The sequence below is a fragment of the Micromonospora rifamycinica genome (assembly GCF_900090265.1).
GTDB lineage: Bacteria > Actinomycetota > Actinomycetes > Mycobacteriales > Micromonosporaceae > Micromonospora > Micromonospora rifamycinica.
Genome location: NZ_LT607752.1, coordinates 1,715,764 through 1,729,858, shown reverse-complemented (window position 1 = coordinate 1,729,858; position 14,095 = coordinate 1,715,764). Strand labels below are relative to the sequence as shown.

Annotated in this window: 16 protein-coding genes; 10 read left to right on the top strand and 6 right to left on the bottom strand. The window is 73.7% G+C overall.

Annotated elements, in window-relative coordinates:
- The first annotated feature begins 31 nt into the window (after nucleotides 1–31).
- From GA0070623_RS07190 to GA0070623_RS07170, 5 genes are all read left to right on the top strand, one after another.
- Nucleotides 32–1,069 carry an iron-siderophore ABC transporter substrate-binding protein gene (locus GA0070623_RS07190; RefSeq protein ID WP_067302350.1) on the top strand — a complete coding sequence of 346 codons (1,038 nt, stop codon included), beginning with the start codon at nucleotides 32–34 and terminating at the stop codon, nucleotides 1,067–1,069.
- Entirely contained in the window at nucleotides 1,069–2,109 is a 1,041-nt protein-coding gene (locus tag GA0070623_RS07185; protein ID WP_067302353.1) for a FecCD family ABC transporter permease, read from the top strand. Before GA0070623_RS07190 ends, GA0070623_RS07185 begins: the two co-directional genes overlap by 1 nt.
- Entirely contained in the window at nucleotides 2,106–3,140 is a 1,035-nt protein-coding gene (locus GA0070623_RS07180; RefSeq protein ID WP_067302356.1) for a FecCD family ABC transporter permease, read from the top strand. The genes GA0070623_RS07185 and GA0070623_RS07180 overlap by 4 nt, the downstream gene beginning before the upstream one ends.
- The gene (locus GA0070623_RS07175) at nucleotides 3,137–3,949 is read left to right on the top strand and encodes an ABC transporter ATP-binding protein (RefSeq protein ID WP_067302359.1); all 813 of its coding nucleotides are present in this window, start codon (nucleotides 3,137–3,139) and stop codon (nucleotides 3,947–3,949) included. Before GA0070623_RS07180 ends, GA0070623_RS07175 begins: the two co-directional genes overlap by 4 nt.
- A 181-nt stretch (nucleotides 3,950–4,130) precedes the next feature.
- Nucleotides 4,131–4,805 carry a hypothetical protein gene (locus GA0070623_RS07170; RefSeq protein ID WP_067302362.1) on the top strand — a complete coding sequence of 225 codons (675 nt, stop codon included), beginning with the start codon at nucleotides 4,131–4,133 and terminating at the stop codon, nucleotides 4,803–4,805.
- A gap of 84 nt (nucleotides 4,806–4,889) precedes the next feature.
- Here GA0070623_RS07170 and GA0070623_RS07165 read toward each other — a convergent pair whose 3' ends face one another.
- Complete coding sequence (locus tag GA0070623_RS07165) at nucleotides 4,890–5,780, bottom strand: hypothetical protein (protein ID WP_067302366.1); 891 nt, start codon at nucleotides 5,778–5,780, stop codon at nucleotides 4,890–4,892.
- A 258-nt stretch (nucleotides 5,781–6,038) separates the two neighbouring features.
- On the opposite strand from GA0070623_RS07165, the gene GA0070623_RS07160 reads away from it, so the two are divergent.
- Both GA0070623_RS07160 and GA0070623_RS07155 read left to right on the top strand, forming a co-directional pair.
- On the top strand, nucleotides 6,039–6,923 hold the full coding sequence (locus GA0070623_RS07160) for a fructosamine kinase family protein (protein WP_067302458.1): 885 nt from the start codon (nucleotides 6,039–6,041) through the stop codon (nucleotides 6,921–6,923).
- Between the two features lie 539 nt (nucleotides 6,924–7,462).
- A complete protein-coding gene (locus tag GA0070623_RS07155) occupies nucleotides 7,463–7,750 on the top strand; it encodes a hypothetical protein (RefSeq protein ID WP_157517446.1) in 288 nt (95 codons plus the stop codon).
- A 274-nt stretch (nucleotides 7,751–8,024) separates the two neighbouring features.
- Here GA0070623_RS07155 and GA0070623_RS29765 read toward each other — a convergent pair whose 3' ends face one another.
- Nucleotides 8,025–8,189, bottom strand: coding sequence for a hypothetical protein (locus GA0070623_RS29765; protein ID WP_157517447.1), 165 nt, complete (start codon nucleotides 8,187–8,189; stop codon nucleotides 8,025–8,027).
- A gap of 329 nt (nucleotides 8,190–8,518) precedes the next feature.
- Nucleotides 8,519–8,863: an ArsR/SmtB family transcription factor gene (locus GA0070623_RS07150; RefSeq protein ID WP_067302372.1), complete on the bottom strand. Its 345-nt coding sequence runs from the start codon at nucleotides 8,861–8,863 to the stop codon at nucleotides 8,519–8,521.
- A gap of 117 nt (nucleotides 8,864–8,980) precedes the next feature.
- Here GA0070623_RS07150 and GA0070623_RS07145 point away from each other — a divergent pair, with 117 nt between their 5' ends.
- On the top strand, nucleotides 8,981–9,316 hold the full coding sequence (locus tag GA0070623_RS07145) for a DUF952 domain-containing protein (RefSeq protein WP_067302375.1): 336 nt from the start codon (nucleotides 8,981–8,983) through the stop codon (nucleotides 9,314–9,316).
- 94 nt (nucleotides 9,317–9,410) lie between these two features.
- Here the strand turns inward: GA0070623_RS07145 and GA0070623_RS07140 are convergent, their stop codons facing one another.
- Nucleotides 9,411–9,920 (bottom strand): O-acetyl-ADP-ribose deacetylase, encoded by a 510-nt coding sequence (locus GA0070623_RS07140; RefSeq protein WP_067302460.1) that lies wholly within the window; start codon nucleotides 9,918–9,920, stop codon nucleotides 9,411–9,413.
- A gap of 113 nt (nucleotides 9,921–10,033) precedes the next feature.
- On the opposite strand from GA0070623_RS07140, the gene GA0070623_RS07135 reads away from it, so the two are divergent.
- Nucleotides 10,034–11,407, top strand: coding sequence for an outer membrane protein assembly factor BamB family protein (locus tag GA0070623_RS07135; protein WP_067302378.1), 1,374 nt, complete (start codon nucleotides 10,034–10,036; stop codon nucleotides 11,405–11,407).
- A 150-nt stretch (nucleotides 11,408–11,557) separates the two neighbouring features.
- On the opposite strand, the gene GA0070623_RS07130 is transcribed toward GA0070623_RS07135, so the two are convergent.
- Together GA0070623_RS07130 and GA0070623_RS07125 are read right to left on the bottom strand one after the other, a co-directional pair.
- Nucleotides 11,558–12,073: a PepSY domain-containing protein gene (locus GA0070623_RS07130; RefSeq protein ID WP_067302381.1), complete on the bottom strand. Its 516-nt coding sequence runs from the start codon at nucleotides 12,071–12,073 to the stop codon at nucleotides 11,558–11,560.
- 86 nt (nucleotides 12,074–12,159) lie between these two features.
- Entirely contained in the window at nucleotides 12,160–13,449 is a 1,290-nt protein-coding gene (locus GA0070623_RS07125) for a sensor histidine kinase (protein WP_067302385.1), read from the bottom strand.
- A 133-nt stretch (nucleotides 13,450–13,582) separates the two neighbouring features.
- On the opposite strand from GA0070623_RS07125, the gene GA0070623_RS07120 reads away from it, so the two are divergent.
- Nucleotides 13,583–14,059, top strand: a complete 477-nt coding sequence (locus tag GA0070623_RS07120; RefSeq protein WP_067302388.1) for a septum formation initiator — start codon at nucleotides 13,583–13,585, stop codon at nucleotides 14,057–14,059.
- Nucleotides 14,060–14,095 lie beyond the last annotated feature (36 nt).

The following is a 14,095-nucleotide window of genomic DNA, read 5'->3' as shown; positions in this document are numbered from 1 at the left end:
TGTCCTTACTATGTGAGTTGGAGTACTTCGCATGCGCCCCTCCCGGCTGCTCACCGGAATCGTCGCGGTCGCCACCACGCTCGCCCTCGCCGCCTGCGGCGGCTCGTCCGGCACCGACGACAAGCCCGCCGCGTCCGGGGCCACGACGGCGACGTTCCCGCTGACCGTCACCCACGCGCTGGGCACCACCACGATCGAGAAGAAGCCCGAACGGGTCGCCACCGTCAACTGGGCCAACCACGAGGTCCCGCTCGCCCTGGGGGTCGTCCCGGTCGGCTACGCCAAGGCCAACTTCGGCGACCAGGACGGTGACGGACTGCTGCCCTGGGACGCCGCGCGCCTCAAGGAACTCGGCGCGGCCACCCCGGTGCTGTTCGACGAGACCGACGGCATCGACTTCGAGGCGGTGGCGAACACCAGGCCGGACGTCATCCTGGCCGCCTACTCCGGGCTGACCAAGCAGGACTACGACACCCTCACGAAGATCGCTCCGGTCGTGGCGTACCCGCAGGCGCCCTGGGCCACCTCGTGGCGCGACAGCATCACGCTGGAGAGCAAGGCCCTCGGTCTGGCCGCCGAGGGCGACGCGCTGATCGCGAAGATCGAGAAGCAGATGAAGGACGAGGCGGCCCGCTACCCGAAGCTCGCCGGCCGGTCGGCGATGTTCCTGACCCACCTCGACCCGACGGACCTCAGCAAGATCAGCTTCTACACCACGCACGACACCCGGGCGCAGTTCTTCACCGACCTCGGCATGACCCACCCGGAGAGCATCGCCAAGGCCTCCGCGACGACCAAGGAGTTCAGCCTCAGCCAGAGCGCCGAGCAGGTGCAGAACCTCAGCGACGTGGACATCATCGTGACCTACGGTGACGCCGAGGGCACCACCCTGGCCACCCTCCAGAAGGACCCGCTGCTCTCCAAGATCCCGGCGATCAAGCGCGGCTCCTTCGTCTCGCTGCCCGGCAGCACCCCGGTGGCCACCGCCGCCAACCCGACGCCGCTCGGTGTCTCGTTCGTCCTCAAGGACTACGTCGACCTGCTCGGCAAAGCCGCCGACAAGCTCTGATGACCGCTCTCACGACATCCGGGTCGGACGTCGCCCTGCGGCGACGCCCGGCCCGGATCCGGCTGGCCTGGCTGCTGGCCGTCCTCGCCGCCCTGGCGCTGGCCCTGGTCGCGTCGGTCGCCTTCGGCTCCCGGACCGTGGGCTGGGCCGACATCACCGCCGCCCTCGGCGGCACCGACGACACCCTCGACCAGGCGGCCGTGGTCAAACGCCTACCCCGCACGGTGCTCGCGGCCCTGGTCGGCGCGGCGCTGGCCCTGTCCGGCACCGTGATGCAGGGCGTCACCCGCAATCCGCTCGCCGACCCGGGCATCCTCGGGGTGAACATGGGCGCGATGCTGGCGATCGCCGTCGCCATGACCACCGTCGGCCTGTACACCGCCACCATGTACATCTGGGTCGCCATCGCCGGAGCGGCGGTGTCCGCGCTGTTCGTCTACGCGGTCGGCTCGCTCGGTCGCGGCGGCGCCACCCCGCTCAAGATCGCCCTGGCCGGGGCGGCCACCTCCGCCGCCCTCGCGTCGCTGGTGGTCGCGGTCGTGCTGCCGCGCGGCGACGTCGCCGAGAACTTCCAGTCCTGGCAGGTCGGCGGGGTCGGCGGGGCGAGCTGGGACAGCATCGGACAGGTCCTGCCGTTCCTGCTCACCGGGCTGACCGTCTGCCTGCTCTGCGCCCGGGCGCTGAACTCCCTCGCGCTCGGCGACGACCTCGCCGCCGGCCTCGGCGAACGCGTCGCCCTGGTCCGGGGGGTCGCCGCCGCCGGCGCGGTGGTGCTCTGCGGCGCGGCCACCGCGGTCGCCGGGCCGATCGCCTTCGTCGGCCTGATCGTCCCGCACCTGTGCCGGCTGCTCGTCGGCCTCGACCACCGCTGGCTGCTGCCGTTCGCGACCCTGGTCGGCGCGGTACTGCTGACCGTCGCGGACGTCGCCGGCCGGGTGGTGAACCGCCCCGACGAGATCGCGGCCGGCATCGTCACCGCCCTGGTCGGTGCCCCCTTCTTCATCTACATCGTCCGGCGGCAGAAGGTACGCGAACTGTGAGCACCACGACCCTCGACGCGGTCACCCGGGGCCGGGTCCGGCGCCGCCGCCGACGGCACGCCGTGTTGGCCGCCCTCGCCGGGGCGGTGGCCGGCATGATCGTCGTCTCGCTGATGGTCGGGCAGACCGTCTACCCGGCCGGCGACGTGCTGCGGGTGATCCTCGGCGAGACCGTGCCCGGCGCCTCGTTCACCGTCGGTGAACTCCGGCTGCCCCGGACCGTCCTGGCGCTGTCGGCCGGGCTCTGCTTCGGCATGGGCGGCGTCACCTTCCAGACCATGCTGCGCAACCCGCTGGCCAGCCCCGACATCATCGGCATCAGCTCGGCGGCGAGCGCCGCCGCGGCCTTCGGCATCATCGTGCTCGGCCTCGGCGAGACGGGCGTCTCGATCTTCGCGATCGTCGCCGCGCTCGGCGTCGCCGTCCTCATCTACCTGCTGTCGTTCAAAGACGGGGTGGCCGGCACCCGGCTCGTGCTGATCGGCATCGGCATCGCCGCCATGCTCAACAGCGCCACGGCGTACGTCCTCGACCAGGCCGGCCAGTGGGACCTGCAGGCGGCGACCCGCTGGCTCAACGGCAGCCTCAACGGCTCCACCTGGGACGAGGCCGTTCCGGTGCTGGTCGCGCTGGCCGTGTGCGGTCCGCTGCTGCTGAGCCAGGCCCGGAGCCTGACCATGCTGCAACTCGGTGACGACACCGCCGCCGCGCTCGGCACCCGGCGGGAACGCACCCGGCTGGTCTCGATCGTCGCCGCCGTCGGCCTGATCGCGTTCGCCACCTCGGCGACCGGGCCGATCGCGTTCGTGGCCTTCCTGGCCGGGCCGATCGCCGCCCGGCTGGTCGGCTCCGGCGGTTCGCCGCTGGTGCCGTCCGCGCTGGTCGGCGCGCTACTGGTGCTGGTCGCCGACTTCCTCGGCCAGTTCGCCTTCGACGTCCGCTTCCCGGTGGGGGTGATCACCGGGGTGCTCGGCGCTCCGTACCTCATCTACCTGCTCGTCCGCACGAACCGCGCCGGAGGCTCGCTGTGACCGTCGACCACGCCCTGACGACCGAGAAGCTCACCGTCGGCTACGGCGACCGGACCGTCATCGACTCGCTCGACCTGCTCGTCCCGCCCGGCCGGATCACCGCGATCGTCGGGGCCAACGCGTGCGGGAAGTCGACCCTGCTGCGGTCGATGTCGCGGCTGCTCGCCCCGCGTGCCGGCCACGTCCTGCTGGACGGCCGTACGGTGCACCGGATGCCGGCCAAGGAGCTGGCCCGCACCCTCGGTCTGCTGCCCCAGTCGCCGATCGCGCCGGAGGGCATCACCGTGGCCGACCTGGTCGGCCGGGGCCGCAACCCGCACCAGCGCCTGCTGTCCCGGTGGAGCAGGGATGACGACCGTGCGGTGGCCGCCGCCCTCGACGCCACCCACACCGCCGACCTGGCCGACCGGTCGGTCGACGAGCTCTCCGGCGGGCAGCGGCAACGGGTGTGGATCGCGATGGCCCTGGCCCAGCAGACCGACCTGCTGCTGCTCGACGAGCCGACCACCTTCCTCGACGTCAGCCACCAGGTCGAGGTGCTGGATCTGCTGACCGACCTGAACACCACGCGCGGCACCACGATCGTGATGGTGTTGCACGACCTGAACATGGCGGCCCGATACGCGGCCCACCTCATCGCGCTGGCCGACGGTGGCGTGCATGCGGCCGGACCGCCGACCGAGGTGCTGACCGAGGACTGCGTACGCGCGGTCTTCGGCCTGGACAGCCAGGTCATCGTCGATCCGGTCTCCGGCCGGCCGCTGATGCTGCCGATCGGCCGCCACCACGTCTCGGCCGCCCGCCGGTAGCCGCCCGCCGAAGGAGTCGCCCGCCGAAGGAGTCGCCCGCCGAAGGAGCCGCCCGCCGGAGGATTCGCTCGCCGGGGGAGTCGCCACCGCCCCGCGCCGGGCGGTCGGAGGCGATACTCTGATCAACTCCTGTCGATCGACGGGTTGGTCCCGTACCGCCCCCACACCCTCCGGAGGCACCATGAGGTCCCGCTTCGCCCGCACGCTCGGCGCGCTCGCGCTGGTCCTGGGCGCACTCGCCGTACCGGCGACCCCGGCCGCCGCCCACGCGACGGCCGACCCGATCGGGATCTACCCGCCGATCGAGGGATCGTCCATCTGGGACAAGTTCGGTAGCACCCCTCCGGCGAGCCATCACATCGTGTTCGGGAACTGGGGCTACACCAACGACTGGGCGGTCGACATCTACCGCAACCCGGGGGCCACGGTCGTGTCCCCCTTCGGCAGCAAGACGGCGGCCGGGCACCCGGTCGCGGTGACCGTGGTGACGGTCCGGGCCGGCTGCGCGACCGGTAACCTCGCCGACGGCGGCTACCGGATCGGGCTCGAGGCCCGGGACACCACGACCGGCGAGGTCATCGCCCGGGCGGACGTGATGCACGTGAACAACAAGCCCGGCGGCATCGTCGTCGGCGCCTCGGTCGGCCCGTGGACCAAGCTCGGCGAGACGGGTCGGTTCCGCTACTCGAGCTGCTACCAGGTCAACGGGGACAGCGGCGCGCACATCCACCTCGAAGTGATCAACCAGCACCGCTACTCCTGCTACGTGAAGCGCGCCGCCGGGACGACGCTGACCGACGAGACCGTGGTCGGCCGGGTCGGCACCCACTACTCCGGCCAACGCTCGGCCTGCTGACGGCGGACCCGGGCGGCCGGACCGCGATGCCGCGCGACGGTGCCGGCCGTCCGGGTCAGGGACGGGTGACCCCCGGACGACGGCTCAGCCGTCCTGCGGGATCGGCCGTCGTCGGCGTCGTGGCGTGTCGACCGTGCCGGAGATGCCGAGCCGGCGTTCGACGATCCGCCGGCGGACCGCCCCGGCCGACCGTTGCACCTCGTCGGCGAGGACCGTGTGCCGGTAGCGGCTGTAACGGTAGCGGACGGTCAGCAGCCCGCCGGCGAGGCACACGATCACCAGCACCGCCACGGCCAGCATGATCCATGCGCCCCGTCGCCGGTCCCACAGTGACGGGGCCACCGCGGTCACCGTGGCGGCCAGGGTCGCCATCGCCCAGCCGAACACGAGGACGGCGGTCACCCGGTGCGCCCCCAGCCAGCGGCGCGGGCCACGGTCGCGGCGCTCCCGCAGGGCCGGCAGGACCTGGTCCAGCAGGAGCGCCAGGGCGCGTTCGAGCGCGGGCGACTCCGCCTGTTCCGCGTCGGCGCCCTGGTGGACGACGCGGCGGAGGGTGCTGCGGATCTTGACCGGGTCGTCCACCGGGACCTGGTCGGGTGGCCACTGCTCGTCGAACCGGCGCTGCCGGACGCTGCGGATCGCGGCCCAGGTGACCATGCCGGCCGGGATCGGCATGCCGAGCAGCCAGCCCAGGTATCCCGGCCAGCCGACCTCCTGGGTGGCGGTGTTGATGCCGTAGCCGCCCACCGCGGCGATGAGAACGGCCGCGACCGGCTGCTGGACGCTCCTGACGTACTCATGCTCGCGCATCCCCTGGACCAGCGCGCTGGCCTGCTCGAGCCGCTGCCGGAACAGGTAGGCCAGCAGGTTGCTGACGAAGACCGCGGCCATCAGCAGGACCGACCACACGGCGATGCTGAACAGCACCGGCGGCTCGTCGGCGGGTAGGGAGGCGACCAGCGCGGACAGGATCACGTGTGCCGATGTTAGGTGACCGGACAAACCGCCGACGCCCGCCGCCGGCCCGGAACGGTCGACCTGCCGGCCACCCGCCGGTCGGGCGAGTGGGTGGGAGCTTTGTCCTAGGATGGTTTAGGGGGTGTGCGCGACCGCGCCCGCCCGCTACGACCCGCCGCCCAGGGAGGACGGCCGGATCACCGCGACCGGCTGCCCGGCTAGGATCGCCGGTGGCCGACCGGACCGTCGGGTCCGTGTCCGGGCTGGAGGATGTCGATGTCGTCGGTCCTGCTGAGGGAGCGGTTGGCGCGGGCCGGGATCCGGGACGTGGTGGCCGTGACGCCGGTCGACGGTGGGCTCGCCGCGTTCGCCGGGGTGGCCGACCGTGTGGATGCGCCGCCGGTGTTCGTCAAGACGCTCGTCGGAGCGGGTGACGGTGGCGACGACGTCTTCGTCACCGAGGCCGAGGGGTTGGCGGCCCTGCGGGACCTGGGCGGAATGGTGACCCCCGAGGTGATCGTGGCGAACCACGAGGTGCTGGTGTTGTCGCTGCTGCGGCCGCGGCCACCCGACGAGGCCTTCTGGGAGCGGTTCGCCCACCGGCTCGCGCACCTGCACACGAGCACCGGCTGGCACCGGTTCGGCTGGCACCGCGACAACTGGTTGGGGCGGCGCCGGCAGGTCAACACCTGGGCCGACGACGGCTTCGCCTTCTTCGCCGAGCACCGGTTGCTCCGCTGGCTGTCCGAGCCCCGCGTCGAGGCGGCGCTCACCCGCGCCGACCGGATCGCGCTGGAGCGGTTGTGCGCCCGGCTGCCCGAACTGTTGCCGCAGCGACCGGCCTGTCTGACCCATGGCGACCTGTGGGCGCAGAACGTGCTGGCCACCCGGGATGGTCAGCCGGCGCTGATCGACCCGGCGGTGTCGTACCTGTGGGCCGAGGTCGACCTGGCGCACCTGTGGACCACCGCGCCGCCGACGGAGTCCCGCCGCTTCTTCGCGGTCTATGCCGAGTTGACCGGTCTCGATGACGGGTGGCCGGCCCGCATGCCGATCGTCCAACTGCGACAGCACCTGGCGGTGGCGGCCCAGTTCGACGACGACTGGGGTGCCGCCGAGACCATCCGGGCCACGCTGACGCCGTTCCGGGTGCGCGGCTGACCGGGCGGTCGGCTGATCGGGCGGTCGACGGGACGACCGGGTGGTCGGCGGGGCGCGGGCCGTCCCGGCGTGACCGGAGGTGGGGGACGGTGTTCGGCACGTCACCAGGCGGGCGCGCGGGGCGGGGCATCGGTGGGTCCGATTGACGACAACGGTCTGGCCGGCCGCGTCGGTGTCGGCGCGCCGGTCGCCCGTCGCTGTCGCCGACCCGGGTCACGGCGGTCCGCCGACAACGGAGGCTATCCCTGTGGGAATTGCGTATATCAGGATTGCCGTCGATGGGCTCCGACCAGCGATGGGAACTCGGCATCGTCCATCATGGATGCCTTCGGCTCGGCCGGCACCGTCCCACCGGTAGCCCCTGGAACTGCCCTCACCTGGAGACGCACCCATAGGCGTGGTCATCGGCGCATGCGCCCCGCTGTCGGATTGCGGACGGGGATCGCCGGCTGTTCCCCGGCTTAGCATCTGGCGCAATATTCATCGACGGATGCCCACGGCCCGGACCCCGGGTCCGGGCACGTGGAAGGGGAACCTTGATGGGCAAACGATCGCTGCGGCAGCGGATGGCCGGGACGATGGTGGTGGTCACCCTGGTGGCCGGTGGGGTGGGCACGACGGCCGGCGCAGCCCAGGCCGTACCCGTTCCCGCAGCCAAGACCGTGGTGAACGCGGCACCGCTCACCGCCGCCACGGCGGGTGGTTGGGGACTCCAGGGCGTGTTCCCCGACCCGGTCACCTGCCACATCGCCGGAATCGCCTCCGGCCGGGAGTACGTCTGCGTCTGGTACGTCCTCGCCTGGGCACTCAACGTCTGGCAGGACTAGGCCTGGTGCTGAGGTCGTCGCCCGGGGGTTAGCTGGGATGTGACGATCTCCGCGGATCGGAGGCGGGGTCTCCGGTGCCTGGTTCGGCGACCGGGCGGAACCAGAGACCGGGGATCCCGTGGACACCCTGGCGGTGTCGAGGCGGTTGGAGCTGACCGACGGGCGACGTCGCAGCCGTTGCCGCCGCCCCCGGGGCGGCCGGGGTCGACCGTCGTCATGGAGCGGGCGGACGTCGATCGACGGGATCCGGTGCCGGCCGGCAGGTCGTCGGTGTTCAGTAGCCGACGAGTCGGGGCGTCAGTGCGATCGCGACGAAGCGGATCGTGCGGCCCAGCGGGCACGTCGCCGCGAACGCGACCGGGCGCAGGGGCGTGCGCGCCAGGTAGACGCTGGCGGCCAGCAGGGGTGGGAATCCGGTGACCGCGCTGACCAGCAGCACACCGGTCGTCTGGTGGGGAGTTCCAGCACCGCCACGAGTCGTGCGCCGGCCGCCTTCGGGCGCGCGAGGGCCGCCCCCCACCGGCCCGCTGGTGTCGGCCCGGTCGGAGTGTGCCTGGTGAGCCGGCGTCGCAGCCAGGGTGAGCGGAACGCGCCGCGGGTGCCGAGGAAGATCAGGGTCTTGCCGGCGGTCTGACCGGCGGCGGCGGTCGGCGCGACGATAGCCAGGAGCACCACCCGTGCGTACGGCGGTGATGGTGTTGGGGACGTTGAGGAGCGTGATCGGCGGGGAGAGCCCGAGCGCGGTCATTCGGCCGAGGCGGCGTCCATCTAACTGGTTCCCTTCTTCGGTGGGGCGTCGCCGTCTCCGGCGGGGCTCAGGGTCGCGGCGGCAGCCGCCACCACGTCGGGCGTGAGCTGTAGCGAGAACGGTGCGACCTCGTAGTACTTGAGCGCCTTGCCGTCTGCGGACAACTCCAGCTGGGCGGTGACCAGGCCGGCGCGTTCCAACTTCTTGAGGTGCACCTGCAACAGCGCACGGCTGATGCCCAGGTCGCGGGCGAGCTGTGAGACGTAGGCGCGTCCGCCGGTCAACGCGGCGAGCACGCGGAGTCGGTGCGGGCTGGCCAACGTGGCGAGAACCTCGACCAGCCGGTCGCCGCTCATCCCGTCCATAGCTCACCTTGGCTCATGCCAACTATTATTTGCATGAGCCAAGGTGGCTGTCAACTTCGGGTGGCGCCGGTGGGTACGGGTGGCTGCGGACCGGTCGGCCGTCTGCCACGCTGGGGCGTGCTCATCTACAAGATCCTCCTGCCCGCCGAGTGGGCCGAGTTCGAGGCCGCCGGCCGCTTCGACGGCTCGCCCTTCGACCACAGCAGTGGTTTCGTCCACTGCTCCTCCCGCGAGCAGGTCGGTGCGACCGCCCTGCGGTACTTCGCTCAGGAGCCGGCGCTCGTGGTCGCCGCCCTCGACCCCCGGCTTCTCGGCGCGGCGGTGCGCTGGGAGGACGCCACCGACGGCGGTTCCTTCCCGCACGTCTACGCGGCGCTGCCGCTCGACGCTGTCGTCGCGGTGCACCGGGTCTCCGGGGCGTCGTCGGTGGACGACACGCTACCGCAGGGCTGAGCCGGCACCGTCGGCCGACGGGAGCAGGGTTCATGGCGCGGGTACGGTGTCTCGACCACGTCGGCGTCACGGTGGCGGACCCGCCCCGGGTCGGTCAGCCGGCCGCTGCCAGCGCGGCGGCCAGGTGCGCGCGGGTCTCCTCGTCGAAGGCGACGAGCCGTACCCGGTGGACGTTCGTCGGGGTCGACCTGATCGTCGCGACGGCGATCACGGCGGCCTGCCCGGGCGGGTAGCCGTACACGCCGGTGGCGATGGCGGGGAAGGCGACGGTGCGGGCGCCGAGGGTGTCGGCGACCTCCAGGCTGCGGCGGTAGCAGGACGCGAGCACCTCGGCCTCACCGTGGCCGCCGCCCTCCCAGACCGGTCCGACGGTGTGGATGACGTGCCGCACGGGCGGGTCGAGGTCGAACGCCGGGGTCGGCATCGCGTCGCCCGGCGCACAGGGACCGATCGCACCGCCGGCCCGGGCCAACCGTGGCCCGGCCGCGCGGTGGATCGCACCGTCGACACCGCCGCCGCCGAGCAGGGACTCGTTCGCGGCGTTGACGATGGCGTCCACGTTCTCCCGGGTGATGTCACCCGTGACGACCTCGATCGCTGGCACGCCCAGCATCCTGACACACCGGGCGGGGCCGTGCCGGGCGTGGGAACCGACCGGCCGGACGTGCGCGCGGACCCTAGGGTGGCGGTGCCGACCGCCGATCGAGGGAGAGACCGTTGTCGCCGTCGCACCGACCCGCCCGTGGGCGTACCGTCGCCGTCGCCCTGAGTCTGCTGCTCGGGCTGTGCGGCTGCGCCGTGCCCCGCGCGGAACGGACGGAGCGACCGCCGCCCGCGCCGGTCGAGCCGACCCAGGAGAGCCTGCGCGACGGCACCGCACCGGCCAGCCCGCAAGGCCCGCGCCCGGCCTGGTCGACGCCGGTCGGCCGGCTCGACCAGGAGGTGGGCGAGTCCGGTCCGCTCATCATCCTCCCCGACCAGCGGGAACTGCGGGCGGTGGACCGCGCCACGGGGCAGGACCGGTGGCGTCACCCGTTCACCACGGGCTACCGGTACGTGATCGCCGGTGGGTCGATCGTGGCGGGCGGCGAGGACGGCGTCGTGGAGGTGCTCGACACCACCACCGGGGCCACCCGGTGGCGGGCGGCCGGCAGTCAGGACGTCGTCGTCGACCGGCAGGGCGTCTACGCCAGGGAGTGCACGGGGGACGGCGACGCGGCGACCTGCGCGATCGTCGGGCGGGACGTGCAGAGCGGTCGCCGCCTGTGGAAGATCCCCACCGACCGGTTCGCCCGGGTGAGCGACGTGAGTCTCGGTGCGCGCAGGCCGTATGCGGCGGCCCCCGGCCGGTACGTCGTGGTGCGGCTCAGTGCGGCCGGCCGACCGGCCACCTACGCCCCGGTCGCCCCGACCACCGGGCGGACCGGCGCCGGTCGGTTGCCGAACCGGGCCTGGTACGGCTTCCTCGCCGGTGACCTGCTGGTGAGCACCGACAACGATCCGCCGGAGGGGGACCGGCGCTGCACGGTGAGCGTGACCAGCGTCCACGCGGCCACCGGCGGCAGGGGCTGGTCCGGCGCGGTCTACAGCGGGCGTCGGGAGAACGGCGAGTGCGCCAAGCGGTTGGCCGACCAGCGCAGCGGGCAGACCCTGATCGGCAGCGGCACCCGGCTCGTCGCGGTCACCGCCGACGAGCGACCGCAGCTGGTCGACCTGCGTACCGGCGGGACGGTCTGGCGGGGGTCCGCCGCGGGCGTGCCGGTCGACGGGGACGACCGGTCGGTGCTGGTGCGCGGCACGGCCGACGCGGGGGAGCTGGCACTGCTCGACCTGGCCACCGGCGTACCCCGGTGGACCGCGCCGGATCCGGGGCTGGCCGGGACGTCGGCGAGCTGGCGGTCGACGGTGACCGAGGGCCTGGTGGCGGTCAGCGGGGCCGAGGACGACCGGCCGCAGGTGCTCGTCTACGACGTGCCCACCGGCCGGCAGCTCGGCCGATACCCGGGTTGGCTCGCCGGAGCCGGGCGGGACTGGGTGGCGGTCAGCCGGTCCGGTGCCGGCGGCCTCGCGGTGGAGCTGCACACCTTCTGAGCGGTCCGCCCGCGTCGAGCTGAGCGGTCCGCCCGCGTCGAGCTCAGTGGTCCGCCCGCGTCGAGGTCGGACGGCGACGTGCCCCGGCGGATTCCGCCGGGGCAGCTGTCACCACACCGCGGGGTCGCGGCCCGCGCGGTCGGGGGACCGTCAGTCGTCGTCCCCGTCGTCGGAGTCGTCCCGGTCGTCATCCTGGTCGTCGTCGCGGTCGTCGGCGTCGTCGTCCCGGCCGGACCTGTCGTCGGCGTCCGCCTTCTCCTGCTCGGACTTGACCACCGCGCCACTGTCCCGGTCGACGTCGACCTCGTGCTCGGTGTCCCCGTCGACGATCTCCACGCTCCAGACCGGGCGGCCCGCCTCCCGCTCCCGCTCGATCTCGGTGATCTGGCCGCCACCGACCTTGGCCAGGGCGATCTCACCGGCCCGCTGCTGGCTGACGGCGTCGGCGGTGGCCGGGGCGGTGCTACCACCAGGGGTCGGCGCACCGGTCGGGGCACTGGACGACGGGGTGGCGGTGCCGGGGTCGACCGGCGTGGGCGCGGTCGTCCCGGCGACCGGGGTGGGGGCCGGTGCCCGTTCCGCGGCGGACACGCCGAGCGCCGTGCCGGTGACGGCGAGGACGGCGGCACCGCCGGCAGCCGCCAGCAGCAGGGATGTGCGCTTCATGATGCGTACCTCCGGAGTTCTCGGTTGTTGTCCCGAGAGTGCCCCGGTGGGGGATAGCGGCGCGCTGTGCGGACGCTAAGGCCCGGTTAAGGTCGACCGGGCGGCCCGAGCCGGAGGGTCACCACCGCGCCGCCCTCGACGTCGGCGCCCAGGTCGAGCCGGCCGCCGCTGGCCTGCGCGGCGCGGCGGGCGATGTCCAGACCGAGCCCGGTCGAACCGGCCCGGCTGGCCCCCCGTTCGATCAGACCGGCCGGTATCCCCGGCCCCGCGTCGTGGACGGTCACCGCGACCCCGGCCGCCTCCCGGGTCAGCCGGACGGTGAACGGGGTGCCCTCCGGGGTGTGTGCGAAGACGTTGCCCAGCAGGGCGTCCACCGCCGCGGCCAGTTCGTCGGCGGGCACCCCGACCGGCAGCGGCCCGGTGGCCAGGTCGAGGGTGACCGTGCGGCCGGTGTCCTCGGCGAGCACCGACCAGAAGGCGACCCGTTCGCCCACGATCGCGGCGGCGTCGGCGGTGGCCCCACCGGGGTCGGCGTCGGGCGGGTCACTGCGCCAGCGCGCCTGCCGGATCAGGCCGGTGACCGCCCGTTCCAGCGCGTCCACGGCCGACGCCACCCGGGTCGCGTCGGCCGGATCGGGCAGCGACTCCGCCTCCAGCCGTAACGCGGTCAGCGGCGTACGCAGCCGGTGGGACAGGTCCGCCACCTGTTCGCGTTCCTCGCGCAGCAGCACCTGGATCCGGGCGGCCAGGTGGTTGAGCGCGGCGGCGACCTCGCGGAGTTCGGGTGGGCCGGCCGGCTCGGCGCGGGCGGTCAGCTCGGCGTTGGCCAGCCGGTGCGAGACCGAGGAGAGTTCGGTGATCGGCCGGACCAGGGTGCGGGCCAGCCGGTCGGCGACGGCGAGGCTGAGCAGCACGAGCACGAGGCCGAGCGCGGCCAGCACCAGCCAGGAGCGGGTCACCCCGGCGGTGATGTCGGCCCGGGGGACCACGGTGCGGATCACGCCGGTGCCGTCGGGCCGGCCCTGCACGGCGATCACGATCTCCCGACCGCCGTCCAGCTCCGCGGTGAGGCTCTGGCCCCGGGCGGCGAGGGCCACCGCGGCGGTACGCGGCTCCTGCGCGCCGAGCACCGTGCCGTCGGGCAGGAAGACGCTGACCGGCCGGCCCGACTCGGCGGCGAGCTGCTCCACAGTCAGCCGGATCGTCGTGGTGTCGGCGGTGCCCACCACCGGCACCAGGCCCTGCACGTCGGCGGTCGCCCGGACGGTGGCCCGGTCCTCGGCGACCGTCCGCACCAGCAGGGCCAGCGGCACCAGGAAGGCGACCAGGGTCAGGCAGGTGGTCGCCACGACCAGCAGCGCCAACCGCCGTCTCATCCGTCGTCCCCGATCAGGAGCAGGGTGCTTGCCCAGCTGGCAGGTTAACCGGTCGGACCGGCCGCCGGGCCACCGCGCGACCCCGCCCGTCGTCCGCTGCCGGATCCGACGGCAGGTCGGGCATAGTCAGAGCATGGGACGCCGTACGCTCCTCGTCACCGCCGGCTGGCTGGCCGCCGCCGTGCTCGCCACCCTGATCGGGGTGGCCGCGATCGGGCTGGTCGGGGAGAGCATCACCGGCACGCCCGGCGGGGTCCGCAGCCAGGCCGAGGTCGAGCGGGCGCTGGCGGCCCCCGAGCCGACGTCGGCGACGGCGGCACCGGCCGGCCCGGGGCTCTCCGCATCCTCGTCCCCGCCGGCCGTCCCCTCCGCGTCGCCGGGCCTGCGCCGCAGCTTCTCCACCGTCGGCGGTACGGCGGTGGCCGAGTGCGTGGGGGCCGACGTCCGGCTGGTCTCCTGGGCGCCGGCGCAGGACTACCGGGTGAAGGATGTGGACCGGGGGCCGGACGACGACGCGGAGGTGACCTTCGCCGGCCCGGCGGGGGAGTTCGAGGTGAAGGTCGGCTGCATCGGCGGCGAGCCGGTGGCCCGCCCCGGTGACGGCGACTGAGCCCCGCCGGCCGGACGCTGCCGCCGGCCGGACGCT

Excerpts from the sequence above, each read along its gene's own strand:
- GA0070623_RS07190 (WP_067302350.1), top strand. The coding sequence starts at position 32 with ATGCGCCCCTCCCGGCTGCTCACCGGAATCGTCGCGGTCGCCACCACG.
- GA0070623_RS07185 (WP_067302353.1), top strand. The coding sequence starts at position 1,069 with ATGACCGCTCTCACGACATCCGGGTCGGACGTCGCCCTGCGGCGACGC.
- GA0070623_RS07170 (WP_067302362.1), top strand. The coding sequence starts at position 4,131 with ATGAGGTCCCGCTTCGCCCGCACGCTCGGCGCGCTCGCGCTGGTCCTG.
- GA0070623_RS07160 (WP_067302458.1), top strand. The coding sequence starts at position 6,039 with ATGTCGTCGGTCCTGCTGAGGGAGCGGTTGGCGCGGGCCGGGATCCGG.
- GA0070623_RS07155 (WP_157517446.1), top strand. The coding sequence starts at position 7,463 with ATGGGCAAACGATCGCTGCGGCAGCGGATGGCCGGGACGATGGTGGTG.
- GA0070623_RS07150 (WP_067302372.1), bottom strand. The coding sequence starts at position 8,863 with ATGGACGGGATGAGCGGCGACCGGCTGGTCGAGGTTCTCGCCACGTTG.
- GA0070623_RS07130 (WP_067302381.1), bottom strand. The coding sequence starts at position 12,073 with ATGAAGCGCACATCCCTGCTGCTGGCGGCTGCCGGCGGTGCCGCCGTC.
- GA0070623_RS07125 (WP_067302385.1), bottom strand. The coding sequence starts at position 13,449 with ATGAGACGGCGGTTGGCGCTGCTGGTCGTGGCGACCACCTGCCTGACC.
- GA0070623_RS07120 (WP_067302388.1), top strand. The coding sequence starts at position 13,583 with ATGGGACGCCGTACGCTCCTCGTCACCGCCGGCTGGCTGGCCGCCGCC.